Below are 16,110 nucleotides of genomic sequence, written 5' to 3'. Positions count from 1 at the left end.
ACGGCGTATATTGTATACATTATATATCTTTGCTGAAAGTTTGTGTATGAGAAAAAATATCGACATAGACGAAAGCTTGCTTACAAAGCTGAAAATTATTTCGGCGTTTGAAAACCTGAGCGTGAAAGCTTTGATGGAAAAAGCCGTTAAATCCTATGTGGACAATCGTGAAAAAGAAAGGCAGCAGTCCCTGAGCGATGAAGAAAAAGAAGACCTGGGCTTGCTTCTTCTAATGCAGCAGGCGGACAGAACCGATACCGTGAGTCGCGAAGAAATTCTGGATGCGCTGAACTGATGGAAGTGGTCTTTTTACGAAGTTTTCTGCAGGATATTAAAAAGATTAACGATAAAAAGCTCAAGGGAAAGCTGCAAGAATTAATCACAAATATTGAGAATTCCGATAGCTTGGAAAGCATTGAAAACATTAGAAAAATGAAAGGACACACTTCAGCGTACCGCTGGCGTTTTGGCAACTACCGTGTGGGATTTTATAAGTCAGAAAACAAAATCGAACTTGCCAGACTTGCCAAGCGGAATGACATCTACAAACTCTTTCCTTAAATTTTTCTTTCAATGAACATCTCCGTCATCATCCCTGTCTATAACGCTGAGCGCTTTCTGGAAAAGGCGGTGGCTTCTGCGCTGCAGTTTCCGCAAGTGAAGGAGGTGCTGCTCGTAGAAGATGGCTCGCCCGATAATTCGCTGGAAGTTTGCCAAAATCTTCTGAATAAAGACGAACGCATAAAACTTTTTCAGCATCCCGATAAGCAAAATCACGGGGCAGGAGCTACACGAAATCTTGGGCTGCAAAAGGCATCACAGGAATTCATCGCCTTTCTGGATGCCGATGATTACTACCTTCCCAACAGGTTTGATGCAGAGCGGGAAATTTTTAAAAACGAAAATATCGACGGTGTGTTTGGCGCCATCGGAACTGAATTTCTCACCGAAAAAGGCAGGGAGGAATTTTCCGAAAAATTCAAGCATAATAAACTCACCACGGTGAAGTATGCTGCCGAAGGCAAGGATGTTCTGCTTGGCATTACCGGTGTAAAGGAAGGTTTCGGTAGTTTCTTTCATCTTGATACCTTAACAATCAGGAGTGAAAAACTGCGGCAGTGCGGGCTGAAATTTAATGATAGCCTGAAACTTCATCAGGACAGGGATTTCATCGTAAAACTTTCCCATAAACTCATCCTGAAAACAGGCATTATCGACGAAGCCGTGGCAATACGCGGCGTGCACGATGATAACAGGATTACGAAGATCAGGCAATATTCCACAGCCTTTTACCAGAATATTCTGAAACTGTACCAGTCGCTCTACAGCTGGACTTTGAGCGAGAAGGATCTGCCAGAAGAAGTAAAAAACCACATAAAGCTGCGGTACCTCACTTTCACCGCTGCAAACAAAAAAGGGCTGAGCAAAGTTCTTTACTTTGCATACCAATCAATTCTGCATCCGCAACTTTTGCGGACGAGATACCGCTTCCACGCCTTAAAAAAACATTTATGACAAAACGAAGATTAAGGCAGATCCAAACCCTGATGAAAGATGCCGCCACCTTCCTTCGGCTAAAAATGAAACCGCAGGGAGCTACGGTGAAACAGCTACTGGTACAATTTGAAAACCCAAACATTTACCACCGCTATTTTTACCTGTTGCTGAAATTTTATAAAATCGCCGGGTATACAATATATTATCCGATGGGCTTCCAAAAATTCCGCAACTTGAGAAACGGCGAGCCCTATCTTTCGCTAATTTTAAAAGAGAAAGATTTCCTTTCCATAAAAAACCCGCCCAAAAGCAGCGAAGCCATTTTACTGAGGGATGATGATTTCAGCGCTGATTATTTCGCCGATCATTTTGCCAGGCGCTCAGAAAGCGGCTTCCACTTGCCGATGAATTTTCATCCGCTGATGTATCACCAAAACCTTTGGAACGAAAAAATTGACACGGAAAAACACCGCATAAACTCGGTATTTTTTTACGGAAATTTCGATGATGAGGCTTACCGTGATATAGAAAAAACGCCGTTCGATATTTTAGGCAGGATGCAGATCTTGGAAATCCTGCAGCCACAGGAAAACTTTATCAGCGTAAAGAGCCAATCGCAATTAAATCAGCTGATAAGCGCAAAGCCAGATGGAAAGCTTATTTTTGCCATCAAGGAGCAGTATATGGTGCCCATAGAAAAGGTGCGGGAAACGCTGTCGCACTTTCGATTTTTCCTCTGTTGTCCCGGTGTAATTGTTCCGCTGTGCCATAATTTTGCGGAAGCGATCTCAGTAGGAACGGTTCCCGTTCTGCAGGCAGAATATGCAAGGGTTGTATATCCTGAACTAAGGCATTTAGAAAATGCGGTTATCTTTGAAGATGAAGCTGATTTGTTCAAAAAACTTGATGAAATTTTCAGGATGAGCCAAGATGATTATTCTAATATGCGCCGCAATGTGCTGGAATATTACAGCAGGCATTACACGCCGGAAAATGTGCTAAAAAAGGTGAACGCAGCGATTGGCAAAAAAACCATCTTCCTCAATGGGAACCACAGAAAACTGAAGGCAGCTATTCAACGAAATAATTTTGAGCCGCAGGCACAAGACTGGATTGTAAAACCGTGGCAAAACAACGCTCAGTAATGAAAATCTCCGTCATAATACCAGTTTACAACGCTGAGAAATATGTAGGCAACGCGGTGGAATCTGCGCTGCTGTTTGATGAGGTTTCGGAAGTGATTTTGGTAGAAGACAAATCCCCGGACAATGCGCTGGAAGTTTGCAGAAACCTCGAGAACAAACACAGCAGGGTGAAGCTTTTTCAGCATCCGGACAAGGAAAATCATGGTGCTGGTGCCTCCCGCAATTTGGGCATCGAGAAGGCAACGGGCGATTTCATTGCCTTTCTGGATGCCGATGATTTTTACTTGCCGAACCGCTTCGATGCGGAAAAGAAACTTTTTGAAAATCAGGAAGTTGAAGGCGTTTACAATGCGGTGGGAATTTCCTACTATTCCGAAAAAGCCAGAGCACAGTACTTTTCCACCTATGGTGAACGGCTGGACAGGGTTTATAAAAATCACCCGCCGGAAAATGTGTTTCCCGGGCAGCTACATATGCTCGGTGCTTTTGGGATGCTGCATCTGGATGGGCTTACAGTTCGGCGCGATGCCCTGAAAAGTAAGATGCCCTACTTTTTTAACGAAAACCTGCGGCTTCATCAGGACACGGATTTTACCGTTAGGCTCGCCTATTACCTGAAACTTTTCACAGGAAATTTTGAAAAAGCCGTGGCAATGCGTGGCATTCACGAAAGCAACCGCATTTCTCAGGTGGATACAAAGAAAATAAAGCCAGCTACAACCCGCATGAAACTCTGGAAATCCCTGAAAGACTGGTCAGAAGCTGAAGCTGGAATTTCAGATGACATAAAAACGCACATCCGCAGGATGCACCACAGCTTTGAAATTGCCAATGCCGATGGCATTAGAAAATGGCAGATGATTCTCGGCGGCCTCCTCAGCGATTATAAGGGCATCCGCTCAGGATTATACAACATCAATTTCCGGAAGGATCTGTTTTGAGCTACTTCACGAAAACCCCTACAAACTTTCCTTCAAAATCCACAACGGTGGGCTGGATGTTCTGCGCCTCGCAGAAATCCTGAAATGCAGAATTATCATTTATGTCGTCACTGATGAAAACGCCGCCCTTGTGCAACCGCGGATAAAGCTGGCTGTACGCCCACTTCATTCCCTGGTAGGATTTGTCGGAATCGTAGTGCACCACATCAAATTCGTTCTGCTCCTCAAAAATCTTCGGCAGAGATTCCCGGTCTGCATAGCGGAAAAGCTTCCAGTTTTTACGCAATTCGTCGGGAACAACGCAGCCTACAAACCTGTCACCATCAAGTGCAAGATAAGGCATATCCGAACTGTAAAGCGTGCCTGCCCTTTTCTCTAAAGACTTCAGCGCCGCGAAAGACGACCAGCCATAGGCCACACCAGTTTCCAGAACATTCTTCGCCTTTGTAAATTCGCAGGCGTAATAAATAAGCTCCAGCGCACCGGCGCCGCCCATTTTCACAGGGCATTCTGCCTGGCGCTTTTCTGCGGACGCAAAATCCTGCGGGAAGCTCTCGGAAAACTTCTTCGGCACCGTCCCGAAAAGCTGCTTTATCGCCTCTTCCTGGCTTACCGCCCTGGCTTTTGCCCAGGCATTGGTTTTCTCCTTCCCTTTAAATGCGGCATTTCTGCGGAAAATATTTTTATAAACCTTCCGGGCAAGTTCTGGATAAAGGTCCGGCCTTTTCAGATAGGCCAAAAAAGTTTGGGCAATGCGGGAAATTTCGCTCATGAGTTCTAATATTCTGCAAAAATAAAAAATTTAGTGCTGCGTTTTTTATCTTTGCAGGGATCAATAAAATTAAAGATGACAAAAGAGCCAAAAATAGCAATAATTGGCTTGGGCTATGTAGGCCTTCCGCTGGCTATTGAATTTTCCAAGAAATACCCCACGGTGGGCTATGATATTTCAGAACGCCGGGTAAGCGAACTGCGGGGCGGAAAAGACAGCACAAGGGAAGCCGATGAAGCCGAACTAAGGGAAGTTTTGAGCTCTGAAGGCAATGGCCTTAGCATATCAGATGATTTGTCAGACATCAGGGACTGCAATGTCTTCATTATCACCGTTCCGACACCGATTGACGCGTCCAACCGCCCGGACCTGAAGCCTCTGGAATCTGCGAGTAAAAGCATTGGCTCCATCCTGAAAAAAGGGGATACGGTAATCTACGAATCTACTACCTATCCGGGCTGTACTGAGGAGGTCTGCGTGCCGATACTTGAGCAGGAAAGCGGGCTAAGGTACAATGAGGATTTTTTCGTGGGTTATTCTCCGGAGAGAATTAATCCGGGGGACAAGGTGAATACTTTAACCAAGATAAAAAAAGTCACCTCCGGTTCTACCCCGGAAACGGCAGATTTTGTGGATGAACTGTATCGCTCCATCATTACGGCGGGCACCTACAAAGCGGCTTCTCTAAAGGTTGCGGAAGCTTCTAAAGCCATCGAAAATGCGCAGCGCGATGTGAATATCTCTTTTGTAAATGAGCTGGCACTTATCTTCGATAAAATAGGAATCGATACCACCGAAGTGCTGGAAGCTGCAGGCACCAAATGGAACTTCCTGAAATACCGCCCGGGGCTTGTGGGTGGGCACTGCATAGGTGTAGACCCTTATTATCTCGCATACAAAGCGGAGCAGGCAGGATACATACCGAATGTGATCCTCTCTGGGAGGCGGGTAAACGACTATATGGGTGAATACATCGCAAATAAAGTTGTAAAAATGATGATTGGCAAGGGTATGCAGATTAAGGACGCGGAATGCCTGCTGCTGGGGATTACCTTTAAAGAAAACTGCCCGGACTTCCGCAACACGAAGGTGGTGGATATCTATTCGGAGCTGCAGGAATTCGGCTGCAGGGTAAGCGTGTATGACCCCTGGGCAGATCCTCAGGCGGTAGAGCACGAGCTCGGCATAAGCCTGATCTCTCGCGAAGAACTGACCGGGAAAAAGTTTGATTCTATCATACTGGCAGTGGCTCACGATGAATTTTTGAAATTTGAACTGCCAAACTACATTAAAAATCCTGGGGTCGTGTATGACTGCAAGAGCGTTCTGGAGAGAAATACGGTAGATGCAAGACTGTAAACTATGAAAGTATCACTCCTCATCGCTAATTACAACAACGGCAAGTATTTTCAGGACTGCTATAACTCCATCATTGCGCAAACCTACGGCAATTGGGAAGCGGTAATCATTGATGATAAATCTACGGACGATTCCGTGGAAATCATCAAAAAAATCATCGGCAGCGATGAGAGGTTCCGGCTGATGGAGCTTCCGGAAAACAAAGGCGTGGGCGTTGTAAAGCACGAATTAATAATGCTTGCCCAGGGCGAAATTTGCGCCTATGTTGATCCTGATGACACGATAGCACCAAACGCTCTTGAAGGCCATATTAAAATTTTGCAAAAAAACAAGGATGTAGTTCTCACCTATTCTCGATTGGTAAAATGTGACGAGCAGCTGAAGAAGCTTAACAGCTTTAAGGCGGCGCAGCAAGTTCCAAACGGTGAGCAGTTTTTCTTTAACTTTCCTGTTCAAATAGCACCACTAGTATGCTTCCGCAAGGAAGTTTATAGCCGTTGTGCCCCAATGAACCCGGAATTTAGAATTGCCGAAGATCAGGATTTATATCTAAAATTCTACGAGAAAGGAAAGGTGGCGTTCATCAATCAGGAAGATTATTTTTACCGTGGGCATCCTGGTGGAATTTCCCAGAACCAAAACAAGGAAAAATCTTATAACTTCTGGGCGAAAGCCATCTATTCCGCAATGAAGCGCAGGAATCTGAAATCAATCAACGGCGTACCTGTTCCAGACGAATATCCGGGAAGCGCGAAAATTTTCGAGATGCTGGAATACCAGAATAAAATTCCATACAGAATCCAAAAGAAACTGAAAATTTTTTGGCAGAAAATTACGGGCTGATGACTGCAAATAGGAAAAAAACCAAAATACTTTTCCGGCACCGCTCTATGGAAATGGGCGGCGTAGAGAAAGTGATGCTAAGCCTGCTGAACAATCTGGACAGGGAAAAGTTTGAAATGGCGGTTCTGCTAAGCCTGAATCAGGGTGAACTGCGTGATGATTTCCCGAAGGATGTGCGCAAAGTTTTCCTGGCAAAAGGAAGGGAAGATTTATCCAAAAATCCGCTAATCCAAAAAATACAACTGTTTCTTCGCCAAAGGAAACTGGCAGGGCTGAACAGAAAGCCGGCAATCATCGACAAAGAAATTCTGAAAGACAGCTACGATGTGGAAATCGCGATGACCTACAATGATTTCCCGATGGTTCTAAATTCTTCCAATAAAAATTCGAAGAAAATCGGGTGGTTTCATTCGGATATCACCGTGCCGAAACTTCAGCCAAAGGTTCCGCAAATCCTGGAGCATTTTCCACAGTTTGATCATATGGTGTACTGTTCCCAGCGCATCAAAGACCTCATGCACAGTCATTATCCCGATTTAAAATATCCGCCGGAAAGCGTCATCATCAATGCCATTCCTATCGACGAAATCAAGGAAAAATCACAGCAACCCATTTTAGATAAGTGGCCTGTAAACAACAGTCATCCTGTTTTCATTTCTGTTGGCCGTCTTCACACCCGCAAAGGATATCATAAACTGATGGACGCTCACGCAAAACTGCTGAAGGACGGCTTTCTGCACTCCGTAATCATCCTCGGTGATGGCGAAGAACTGCCCAACCTGCTGCTGCAACAGAAAAAACTGGGTGTGGAAAGTACTTTTTTCTTTGCCGGCAATAAAATGAATCCTTATCCGTATATGAAACAGGCAGACTTCTTCATTATGCCTTCCGAAAGCGAAGCCTGGCCCTTGGTCCTGGCAGAAGCCTTAATATTGCAAAAACCTACCATTGCTACTAACACCGGCGATGTTGCCACCATGATCGAAGACCGAAAAACCGGTTACCTCATCAGCTACGATACAGATGATATGTACGCCGCCATGAAAGAATTCCTCACCAATGAAGAACTCGTAGCCGGAATCCGAAAAAATCTGGAACATATTGAAGAAAAATTTGACAACCGAAGGATCTTCGCAGAAGTTGAAGAAATCCTTCTTAATTTAGTAAAAAAATAACGATGATTTTTCTATACAGAATTATTCTTAAGGTTCGTGATATTTACCAGAATTTGGTGAAGACGGCCACCATTGAAGTCGCCAAAAAAAAAGGCATGAAGGTAGGCGAAAACCTGTATGTACAGGGGATCCCCAACTTCGGTTCGGAACCTTTCCTGATTGAAATCGGCGACCACGTGACCATTGCCGAAAATGTAGGTTTCATTAACCACGGCGGCGATGCACGGGTAACCAAACGAATTGAGAAATATAAAAAGGGAAGAAATTTCGGACGTATCAAAATCGGAAACAATTCCTTTATTGGCAAAGGAAGCATCCTGATGCCGGGTGTTTCCATTGGCAGCAATTGTATCGTAGGCTCGCTAAGTCTGGTCAGCAGCTCAAATCCCGACAATTCGGTTTACGGAGGCACACCCGCAAAATACATCTGCACTATTGATGAATATGGCGAAAGACTTTTGAAAAACAACACCGCGTACCCCCGTGAATTGGAGCGGGACAGAAAAGCCCTCGAGAAATACATCAGCGAAAACCTGCCGCACAAATACAAGCCTGTGAAATTGTAGCGCGATGAAAGACTTCCAGCTAAAACCATTGCCGCCGGATTTTGATTTCGACACGGTGAAAATCCTAAAGCAGCTTGTGCGCTCTCACAAAGCCTTAGCTGAACTGAAAGGTGTGGCACAAACAATCCCGAATGAAACCATTCTGATCAACACGCTCTCTCTACAGGAAGCCAAAGACAGCAGCGAAATCGAAAACATTGTTACCACGCACGATGAGCTCTATAAAGAGAACATTGACATCCACACTTCTGCCGCTTCCAAAGAAGCGTACAATTACTCCAGGGCATTGCAGTTTGGGTTTGAAATCGTTCGCTCAGAAAATATGCTGCTGAATAGACATATCGTGCAAATTCAGGAACTCCTAGTGGAGAATTCTGCCGGAATTCGTAGCCAAAGTGGCACCGTGCTAAAAAACAGCGCCGGTGAAACGGTTTATACACCGCCCCAATCCAAAGAAGAAATCTTAAGCCTGCTGGCAAATTTGGAGCAATTCATCAATAACGGTGATTTTTCCACCCTGGATCCACTTATTAAAATGGCCGTAATCCATTATCAGTTTGAAAGCATCCACCCGTTTTACGACGGCAACGGAAGAACAGGCCGGATTATCAATATCCTTTACCTCGTTCTGCAAAACCTGCTGAACCTGCCCATTCTTTACCTTAGCCGCTACATCACTCAGAACAAACAGGCTTACTATACAGTTTTGCAGAATGTGCGCGATAACGAAGACTGGGAAACTATGGTCTTGTATTTTCTGGAAGGTATTGAAAAAACAGCGGGAGAAACCGTGATAAAAATTGATGAAATACGCACGCTGCTGCAGCGCTATAAGAACAGAATGAGAGCAGAGCTCCCAAAAATCTACAGCCAGGATTTACTTAACAACCTGTTCAAGTTTCCCTACACAAGAATTGATTTCCTTGTGAAAGATTTGGGCATTTCTCGGCAGACCGCATCCAGCTACCTTGATCAGATTAGCGAAATCGGCTTACTGGAAAAAGTGAAAGTAGGCAAATACAATTATTTTATCAATGTAAATTTAGCCAGTATTTTATCCGGACAATAACAAGTTAACTAAACTCATTTTTTTTAACACATATTTTTTTTATGTTAAAAAAATTCTATTTTCTTAACACGAGAGAACATCAGGCAAGGCACAGATAATCCGCAGATAAAGTATAGATAAAGTATGGATAGTGTATGAAAACGGCAGGGAAAAAGAAAATTCTAATCCGTATTGGTTCGCTAAGGCACGGTGGAGCAGAGAAGGTGCTGGCTACTTTCCTGAAGAATCTTCCGCCGGAAAAATACGAAATCGACCTGCTGCTGAACCTGTATTCCGGCAAGTATCTCTCAGAAATCCCAGAGTGGATTAATGTTTTGTACCTAAACAAAGGCGAAATGATTACCACAAATCGCCCGAAGGACATCCCGAAAAAAGCCTGGAGAGTTGCCTATCAGTGGCTGCTAAAAAGCTTACCTCAATTGCTCTATAAGTTCATTCTCAAAGGTAAAAATTACGACATAGAGTTTGCGGCGATACACGGTTTCCGCGACGAAATCCTGAATTCACCACTGAAATCGTCCAAAAAAATCGTGTGGATTCACAATGACCTGCGCAAAACCGAGTTCCACAACTATACCGATGAGGAAATCCGCAAGTTCTTCGGCTTTGATAAAATCCTGGTAATTTCCGAGCACATCCAAAGCGATTTCGAATCCTTAGCCAAAAATGATGAAGAGCGCAGCAAAATCGTGCGCATCTACAATCCGCTGGATACGGAAGAAATCTTATCCAAAAGCCAAGACACGAGAACCAAGAACCGAGACGCCAGAAGTGAGATATCGGATGGAAGCCAGCAGCCAATAGCCAGCAGCCAAACGCCGCTGTTCCTTTCCGTAGGCACGGTTTTCCCACAGAAAGGCTTCGACAGATTGCTGAGGGTGCATAAAAAATTGCTGGAAGAAGGCCTGCCGCACCGAATCCAAATCGTGGGCGATGGCTATGATTTCGAGAACATTAAAAAGCTTCGCTCAGAGCTTGGCTTGGAAAGTTCGGCGGAAATGACTGGCTTTACAGATAACCCCTATCCCTACTTCAAAAACGCGGACTACTTTGTGCTGAGTTCGCGCTACGAAGGCTTTCCCACCGTACTTTTCGAAGCCATCACGCTGAAGAAAAACATCATCGCTACGGATGTTTCGGGAGTTCGCGAAATGCTTCTGGACGGAAAGCTAGGGCTAATCGTAGAAAATTCGGAGGAAGGAATTTACCTGGGAATGAAAAAGGCACTCACCGAAAAATTTAGTTATAAAAACGCGCTGGAAAACTATGAGCCGCCATTTAAACTAAAATCTTCGGTGAAGAAAATCACTGATATTATCGACAGCCTTTAGTGGAGAAAGTTTAAATTTGCGCTATGCCTTACACCACCATCCAAAAAGATTTTTTCCGGGAAAGCGGAAAGTGGCTGAATTCGCTGCAAGTCCGGCAGAAACTCATCAACCCAAACTTGCACTACATCTATGTTTTGAGGAAATGCCAGCAGCACCGGAAGAAAAATCCGCTGGGAATTTATTGGCGTGTCTTGCTACGGAACCTGCAAATCCGCTACGGTTTTCAGATTTATCCGGAAACGCAAATCGGCGAGGGCCTCTACCTTGGGCATTGGGGAACGGTAGTCATCAACAAGGCCGTGAAAATCGGCAAAAACTGCAATATTGCACACGGTGTAACGATTGGCCAATCCAACCGCGGCAAGAAGAAAGGCGCACCGATTATCGGCAATGAAGTTTGGATTGGTACAAATGCCGTGGTTGTGGGGGCCATCACAATTGGCGATAATGTGCTGATTGCGCCGAATGCCTATGTAACGACCGATGTGCCTTCAAACTCTGTAGTGGTGGGCAATCCCGCAAAAATAATCGCAAAAAATAACGCGACCGAAGGCTACATCAATAATAAAATTTAAATTACAAATTCCGCAATAATTCCGAATATTTTTGAAGAATGAATAATTCGAAAACTTACGAGAGTATTTTTGAAAATAATAAATCCTGGATTCAGAATAAGCTGAATGCTGATGCTGATTTCTTCAAAAAATTAGTGGTCGGCCAGTCTCCGGAATACCTTTACATCGGCTGCTCAGATTCGCGCGTAACCGCAGAAGAGCTGATGGGGGCAGCACCCGGTGAAGTTTTCGTGCACAGGAATATTGCCAATGTTGTGAACTCGCTGGATATGAATTCCACCGCAGTAATCGAGTATGCGGTGCGGCATCTGAAGGTGAAGCACATTATAGTTTGCGGGCACTATGGTTGTGGCGGTGTAAAGGCGGCGATGACGCCGGAAGACATGGGCTTAATGAATCCGTGGCTGCGGAACATCCGCGATGTTTACAGGCTGCACCAGAATGAGCTGGACGAAATTTCCGACGAAACCAAGCGCTACGACAGGCTTGTAGAGCTAAATGTGCAGGAGCAGTGCATCAACATTATCAAGATGGCGTGCGTTCAGGAGCGGTATATTCTGGAGCAGTTCCCGATTGTTCACGGCTGGGTTTTTGATATGCGGACAGGCAACCTCATCGACCTGAACATTGATTTTGAAGAAATCCTAAAAAATATTCAAAAAATTTACGATCTTACAAATTCACATTGGGTGATGAGCAGGAGAAATTTGGAACCTTAAACCGTGATCTTTATCTTACTTCCCATTAAACGCCGACATCGTATTGGCACCGCCAGCAAAGGTGAATGAGAGTGCGGCTTTCGCAAAGGTCTCGATGCGTTCCGGAAGTTTTTCCGCTTCGGTTTCCGTCCATTTTCCAAGCACATAATCCACCTGCCTTCCTTCCGCAAAATCTGCCGAGATTCCAAACCGCAACCTCGGATAATTCTGTGTTTCAAGCTCTTGCTGCACGCTTTTCAGGCCGTTGTGTCCGGCATCGGAGCCCTTCATCTTCAGGCGCAGGGTTCCGAAAGGCAGCGCCAAATCATCGGTGATGACCAGGATGTTTTCCACTGGGATGTTTTCCTTCTGAATCCAGAATTTTACCGCCTTTCCAGAAAGGTTCATATAGGTATCGGGCTTCAGCAGCAGGATTTTCCTGCCCTTGTATTTGCCCTCGGCAATCCATCCGAAATTCGCGGTTTGGAATGGCGCCTCAATTTCTGCGGCAATCTTCTCCGCCACATCAAAGCCGATGTTGTGCCTTGTGCCCTTATATTCATCGCCCTTATTTCCCAGCCCGATTATCAGGTATTTCATTTCGCTATTTTTTGATAAAATTCAACCAGTAAATCTTCACCCTTCATCACTCAACTTCTCCACCAGTTTTTCCATTACAGGCATTATCTGCTGAAGGCTGCGCACGCTTTCTTTGCGGAGCAGCAGCTGATTGTTCTTTTCCTTTATCGTAATGCCCTCTGGATTTTGTGTAATGTGCCGCAGTATCTTTTGGAATTTTTCGCTTTGGTAATATTTATCTTGCGGATTTTCAGGGAAGTAGCCCAGGAAAACGCCGTTCTTCATCACCACTTTTTCAAAACCGATTTCCGCGGCAAGCCACTTCAGCTCTACGGATTTCAGCAGGTTCTGCGCTTCCTCCGGCAATTTTCCGAAGCGGTCCATTAGTTCATTTTCAAAGCGGCTCAGGGTGAATTTATCGGTAATCTCCGCCAGTTTTTGGTAAAGCAGCAGCCGTTCTTCCGTGCTTTGTACGAAATCGCTTGGCAGCATCAGCTCAAAATCCGTATCGATGTTCACATCCTTCACGCTGCGGAATAGCTTTTTCCGCTCCTGCTCATTATCGAAAACACCCAGAAATTCCTCGTCGTACTGCAGTTCTTCCAGCGCTTCCTGCATTATTTTTTGGTAAGTTTCAAAGCCCATCTCATTGATGAAGCCGCTTTGTTCCCCGCCCAATAAATCGCCGGCACCACGGATTTCCAAATCCTTCATCGCAATCTGAAAACCGCTGCCCAAATCCGAAAATTGCTCCACGGCCTCTAGCCTTTTCCGCGCTTCGGTAGAAATCAAATCGTACGGCGGCGTTATCAGGTAGCAGAAGGCCTTACGATTGCTCCGCCCTACTCTTCCGCGCATTTGATGCAAGTCTGCCATTCCGAATTTCTGCGCATCATTGATGAATATCGTGTTCGCATTCGGCACATCCACACCGCTTTCCACAATTGTGGTAGAAACCAGCACATCGTAATTTCCCGCCATAAAATCCAGCACATTCTGCTCCAGCTTCTTGCCCTCCATTTGTCCGTGCCCAGTGATGATTCTTGCATCGGGTACCAGCCTTTGTATCAGCCCGGCTATTTCCTGCAGGTTTTCAATTCTGTTGTTGATGAAGTACACCTGCCCGCCACGCTGAATTTCATACGAAACCGCATCACGAATGGTTTCCTCATCAAAGCCAATCACTTGTGTTTCAACAGGTTGTCGGTTTGGCGGCGGCGTTTTTATTACGGATAAATCCCGTGCTGCCATCAGCGAAAACTGCAGCGTTCTGGGTATGGGCGTTGCCGTCAGCGTCAGCGTATCCACATCGGCTTTCAGGGTTTTTAGTTTGTCTTTCACTGCCACGCCGAATTTATGTTCTTCATCGATGATGAGCAGGCCTAAATCCTTGAATTTCACCTTGTCCGAAACCAGCTGGTGCGTTCCGATGATGATGTCCAGCTTTCCTTCTTCCAAATCTTTCAGGATTTGCGTGCGCTGTTTTGCCGTGCGGAATCTGTTCAGATAGGCGATGTTCACGGGAAATTCCGCCAGCCTTTCGCTGAAACTTCGGTAATGCTGAAACGCCAGGATTGTGGTGGGCACCAGCACTGCCACCTGCTTTCCGTCCGTTGCCGCTTTGAAAGCCGCCCGTATTGCCACTTCGGTTTTCCCGAAGCCTACATCGCCGCAAACCAGCCTATCCATCACGGTTTCCGCTTCCATATCGCGCTTCACATCGTGCGTTGCCTTTTCCTGATCGGGCGTGTCTTCGTATATGAAGCTGGCCTCCAGCTCGTCCTGCAGGTAGGTGTCCGGCGAGAATGCGAAGCCTTTTGCTGTCTTGCGTTTGGCGTAGAGCTTTATCAGGTCGAAGGCTATTTCCTTTACCTTGTTTTTCGTTTTTTGCTTTAATGATTTCCACGCCGGCGAACCAAGCTTCGAGAGCGCAACCTCCCTGCCTTCTGGGGCATTGTACTTGGAAATTTTGTGTAGCGAGTGGATGGAAACATACAGCAGATCGCCGTTTTTGTAAACGAGTTTAAAACTTTCCTGCACCCTGCCATCGTTGTTCAGCTTCACCAGGCCCATAAATTTCCCGATGCCGTGATCAATGTGCGCAATGTAATCGCCGACTTTCAGGGACATCAGGTCTTTCAGCGTGAGCTGTTCCGATTTTGCGAAAGAATTTTTCGCCTTAAATCTTTGGTAGCGCCCGAAAATCTGATGGTCCGTATAAACTGCGATTTTCTCTTCGGAATCGATGAAGCCCTCGTGAAAGTCCTCACTTTTAATTTCCCGCCAGCTTTTCCACTCGTCAACATTTCCTGAAGCCTCAAACTCAACCTCAACCTTCTCCCGCTCTGCTTTCAAAATCGCATCCAGTCTTTCCTGCTGTTTCTCGTTGGAATAGGCAATCCAGACTTCGTAGCCGTCCTTTTTCTTCTGAATTAAATCTTCTGCCAGCATCTCAAAATTCTTGTTGAATACTGGCATCGGCGATTGAGAAAGCTGAATTAAACTTGAGCTAATTAATTGATTATCAGCATTTGCCTCTAAACTTTCCGAAGTAAAATCGATGGTTTTAAACTGAGAAAAATTTTTGGTAAAATCATCAGAATTTACGAAAAGCTCCTGCGGTTTTTCGTGCTGAATGGCCTCGCTGAGTTTTGCAAAATTCTCTTCCGCCTTCCCAAAAATCTGCGTTAATTTCTTCTGAATCAGAAATAAATTTTTCGTAATAAACAGCGTCTCTTTTTGCAAAATCTCTAAAAGCGAAACCTTACTTCCAGTGACCGCGTAATTCATATTTGAGATAAGTTCAAACGAATCGATATTCTGCGTGGAAAGTTGGGTTTCGATGTCAAATTCCCGAATGCTTTCCACCTCATTTCCGAAAAAAGAAATGCGGTATGGTTTTTCGTTCGAGTAGGAAAACACATCCACAATTCCTCCACGAACACTGAACTCACCGGGCTTAGAAACGAAATCCGTCATCTCGAAATCAAACTGTGTGAGCAATTCTTCTGTGAAATCGAAATCAAGTTGGTCGCCGGTTTTTATCGTGTGGGAAATCGCTTTGAAATCTTCCTTTTTCAGCACTTTTTCGCTGAGCGCCGCAGCATTTGCCACGATGATTTTAGGATTTTTATCATTAGTGATTCTGTTTAAAACTTCCGTCCTTAATACGATATTCGCATTTTGAGTTTTCTCGATATGGTACGGTTCTCGGTTGGTTTCCGGGAAGTAGAGCACGCACTTTTCGCCGAGCAATTCTTCCAGTTCTGCCGTGGCATAGTGCGCATCTTCCTTGTCATCGAGCACGAAAAGGATGTCCTGCCGCAGCGCCAGGAACAATTCTGCGGCGAAAAGCGAAGGTGCAGAACCGGCGGCACCTTTCACCTTTGTATGCTGGTTTCCCTCTAAACTTTCAAAAATTGCCCTGCCGAAATTCCGCTGCAGCATAGCAGGCAAAAAACTTTCTCTGATACTTTTCAATTCCATTGTCACGAACGGCAAAAACGATTCCGCACAAACGCACGAAACCGCCGCGCAAAGGTAAATTTTTTCGCAGGAAG

The 16,110-nt window shown here is 45.2% G+C and carries 16 protein-coding genes; 13 read left to right on the top strand and 3 right to left on the bottom strand.

Annotation, left to right across the window (positions count from 1 at the left end; genetic code table 11):
• Positions 1-46: 46 nt before the first annotated feature.
• The 5 genes from BUB43_RS05680 to BUB43_RS05660 all read left to right on the top strand — a co-directional run bounded on the left by BUB43_RS05680 (position 47) and on the right by BUB43_RS05660 (position 3,583).
• Positions 47-295, top strand: a complete 249-nt coding sequence (locus BUB43_RS05680; protein WP_073179145.1) for a hypothetical protein — start codon at positions 47-49, stop codon at positions 293-295.
• 137 nt (positions 296-432) lie between these two features.
• Positions 433-561, top strand: coding sequence for a type II toxin-antitoxin system RelE family toxin (locus tag BUB43_RS11435; RefSeq protein ID WP_260200469.1), 129 nt, complete (start codon positions 433-435; stop codon positions 559-561).
• A 12-nt stretch (positions 562-573) separates the two neighbouring features.
• Complete coding sequence (locus tag BUB43_RS05670; protein WP_073179141.1) at positions 574-1,515, top strand: glycosyltransferase family 2 protein; 942 nt, start codon at positions 574-576, stop codon at positions 1,513-1,515.
• On the top strand, positions 1,512-2,642 hold the full coding sequence (locus tag BUB43_RS05665) for a hypothetical protein (protein WP_143154046.1): 1,131 nt from the start codon (positions 1,512-1,514) through the stop codon (positions 2,640-2,642). The genes BUB43_RS05670 and BUB43_RS05665 overlap by 4 nt, the downstream gene beginning before the upstream one ends.
• Positions 2,642-3,583: a glycosyltransferase family 2 protein gene (locus BUB43_RS05660; protein WP_073179266.1), complete on the top strand. Its 942-nt coding sequence runs from the start codon at positions 2,642-2,644 to the stop codon at positions 3,581-3,583. The genes BUB43_RS05665 and BUB43_RS05660 overlap by 1 nt, the downstream gene beginning before the upstream one ends.
• A gap of 1 nt (position 3,584) precedes the next feature.
• Here the strand turns inward: BUB43_RS05660 and BUB43_RS05655 are convergent, their stop codons facing one another.
• Positions 3,585-4,355, bottom strand: coding sequence for a class I SAM-dependent methyltransferase (locus BUB43_RS05655; protein WP_073179138.1), 771 nt, complete (start codon positions 4,353-4,355; stop codon positions 3,585-3,587).
• A 75-nt stretch (positions 4,356-4,430) separates the two neighbouring features.
• Here BUB43_RS05655 and BUB43_RS05650 point away from each other — a divergent pair, with 75 nt between their 5' ends.
• The 8 genes from BUB43_RS05650 to BUB43_RS05615 all read left to right on the top strand — a co-directional run bounded on the left by BUB43_RS05650 (position 4,431) and on the right by BUB43_RS05615 (position 11,992).
• Complete coding sequence (locus BUB43_RS05650) at positions 4,431-5,714, top strand: nucleotide sugar dehydrogenase (protein ID WP_073179136.1); 1,284 nt, start codon at positions 4,431-4,433, stop codon at positions 5,712-5,714.
• 3 nt (positions 5,715-5,717) lie between these two features.
• Complete coding sequence (locus BUB43_RS05645) at positions 5,718-6,557, top strand: glycosyltransferase family 2 protein (protein WP_073179134.1); 840 nt, start codon at positions 5,718-5,720, stop codon at positions 6,555-6,557.
• Positions 6,536-7,732, top strand: coding sequence for a glycosyltransferase (locus tag BUB43_RS05640; RefSeq protein ID WP_260200468.1), 1,197 nt, complete (start codon positions 6,536-6,538; stop codon positions 7,730-7,732). The genes BUB43_RS05645 and BUB43_RS05640 overlap by 22 nt, the downstream gene beginning before the upstream one ends.
• Before the next feature lie 2 nt (positions 7,733-7,734).
• Positions 7,735-8,298, top strand: a complete 564-nt coding sequence (locus BUB43_RS05635; protein ID WP_073179131.1) for a DapH/DapD/GlmU-related protein — start codon at positions 7,735-7,737, stop codon at positions 8,296-8,298.
• 4 nt (positions 8,299-8,302) lie between these two features.
• Positions 8,303-9,367, top strand: coding sequence for a Fic family protein (locus BUB43_RS05630; RefSeq protein ID WP_073179130.1), 1,065 nt, complete (start codon positions 8,303-8,305; stop codon positions 9,365-9,367).
• 134 nt (positions 9,368-9,501) lie between these two features.
• Positions 9,502-10,698 (top strand): glycosyltransferase, encoded by a 1,197-nt coding sequence (locus BUB43_RS05625; protein ID WP_073179129.1) that lies wholly within the window; start codon positions 9,502-9,504, stop codon positions 10,696-10,698.
• A gap of 23 nt (positions 10,699-10,721) precedes the next feature.
• Entirely contained in the window at positions 10,722-11,273 is a 552-nt protein-coding gene (locus tag BUB43_RS05620) for a serine O-acetyltransferase (protein WP_073179127.1), read from the top strand.
• 38 nt (positions 11,274-11,311) lie between these two features.
• Positions 11,312-11,992, top strand: a complete 681-nt coding sequence (locus tag BUB43_RS05615; protein WP_073179125.1) for a carbonic anhydrase — start codon at positions 11,312-11,314, stop codon at positions 11,990-11,992.
• Positions 11,993-12,007: 15 nt separating this feature from the next.
• On the opposite strand, the gene pth is transcribed toward BUB43_RS05615, so the two are convergent.
• Positions 12,008-12,571 (bottom strand): aminoacyl-tRNA hydrolase, encoded by a 564-nt coding sequence (pth, locus tag BUB43_RS05610; RefSeq protein WP_073179123.1) that lies wholly within the window; start codon positions 12,569-12,571, stop codon positions 12,008-12,010.
• Between the two features lie 36 nt (positions 12,572-12,607).
• Complete coding sequence (gene mfd / locus BUB43_RS05605; protein WP_073179121.1) at positions 12,608-16,036, bottom strand: transcription-repair coupling factor; 3,429 nt, start codon at positions 16,034-16,036, stop codon at positions 12,608-12,610.
• Between the last annotated feature and the right edge of the window lie 74 nt (positions 16,037-16,110).

This window comes from Cruoricaptor ignavus (assembly GCF_900141665.1).
Taxonomy (GTDB): Bacteria; Bacteroidota; Bacteroidia; order Flavobacteriales; family Weeksellaceae; genus Cruoricaptor; species Cruoricaptor ignavus.
Note: the sequence above shows the minus strand (reverse complement) of the source record. Positions and strands in the feature narration are given on the sequence as shown.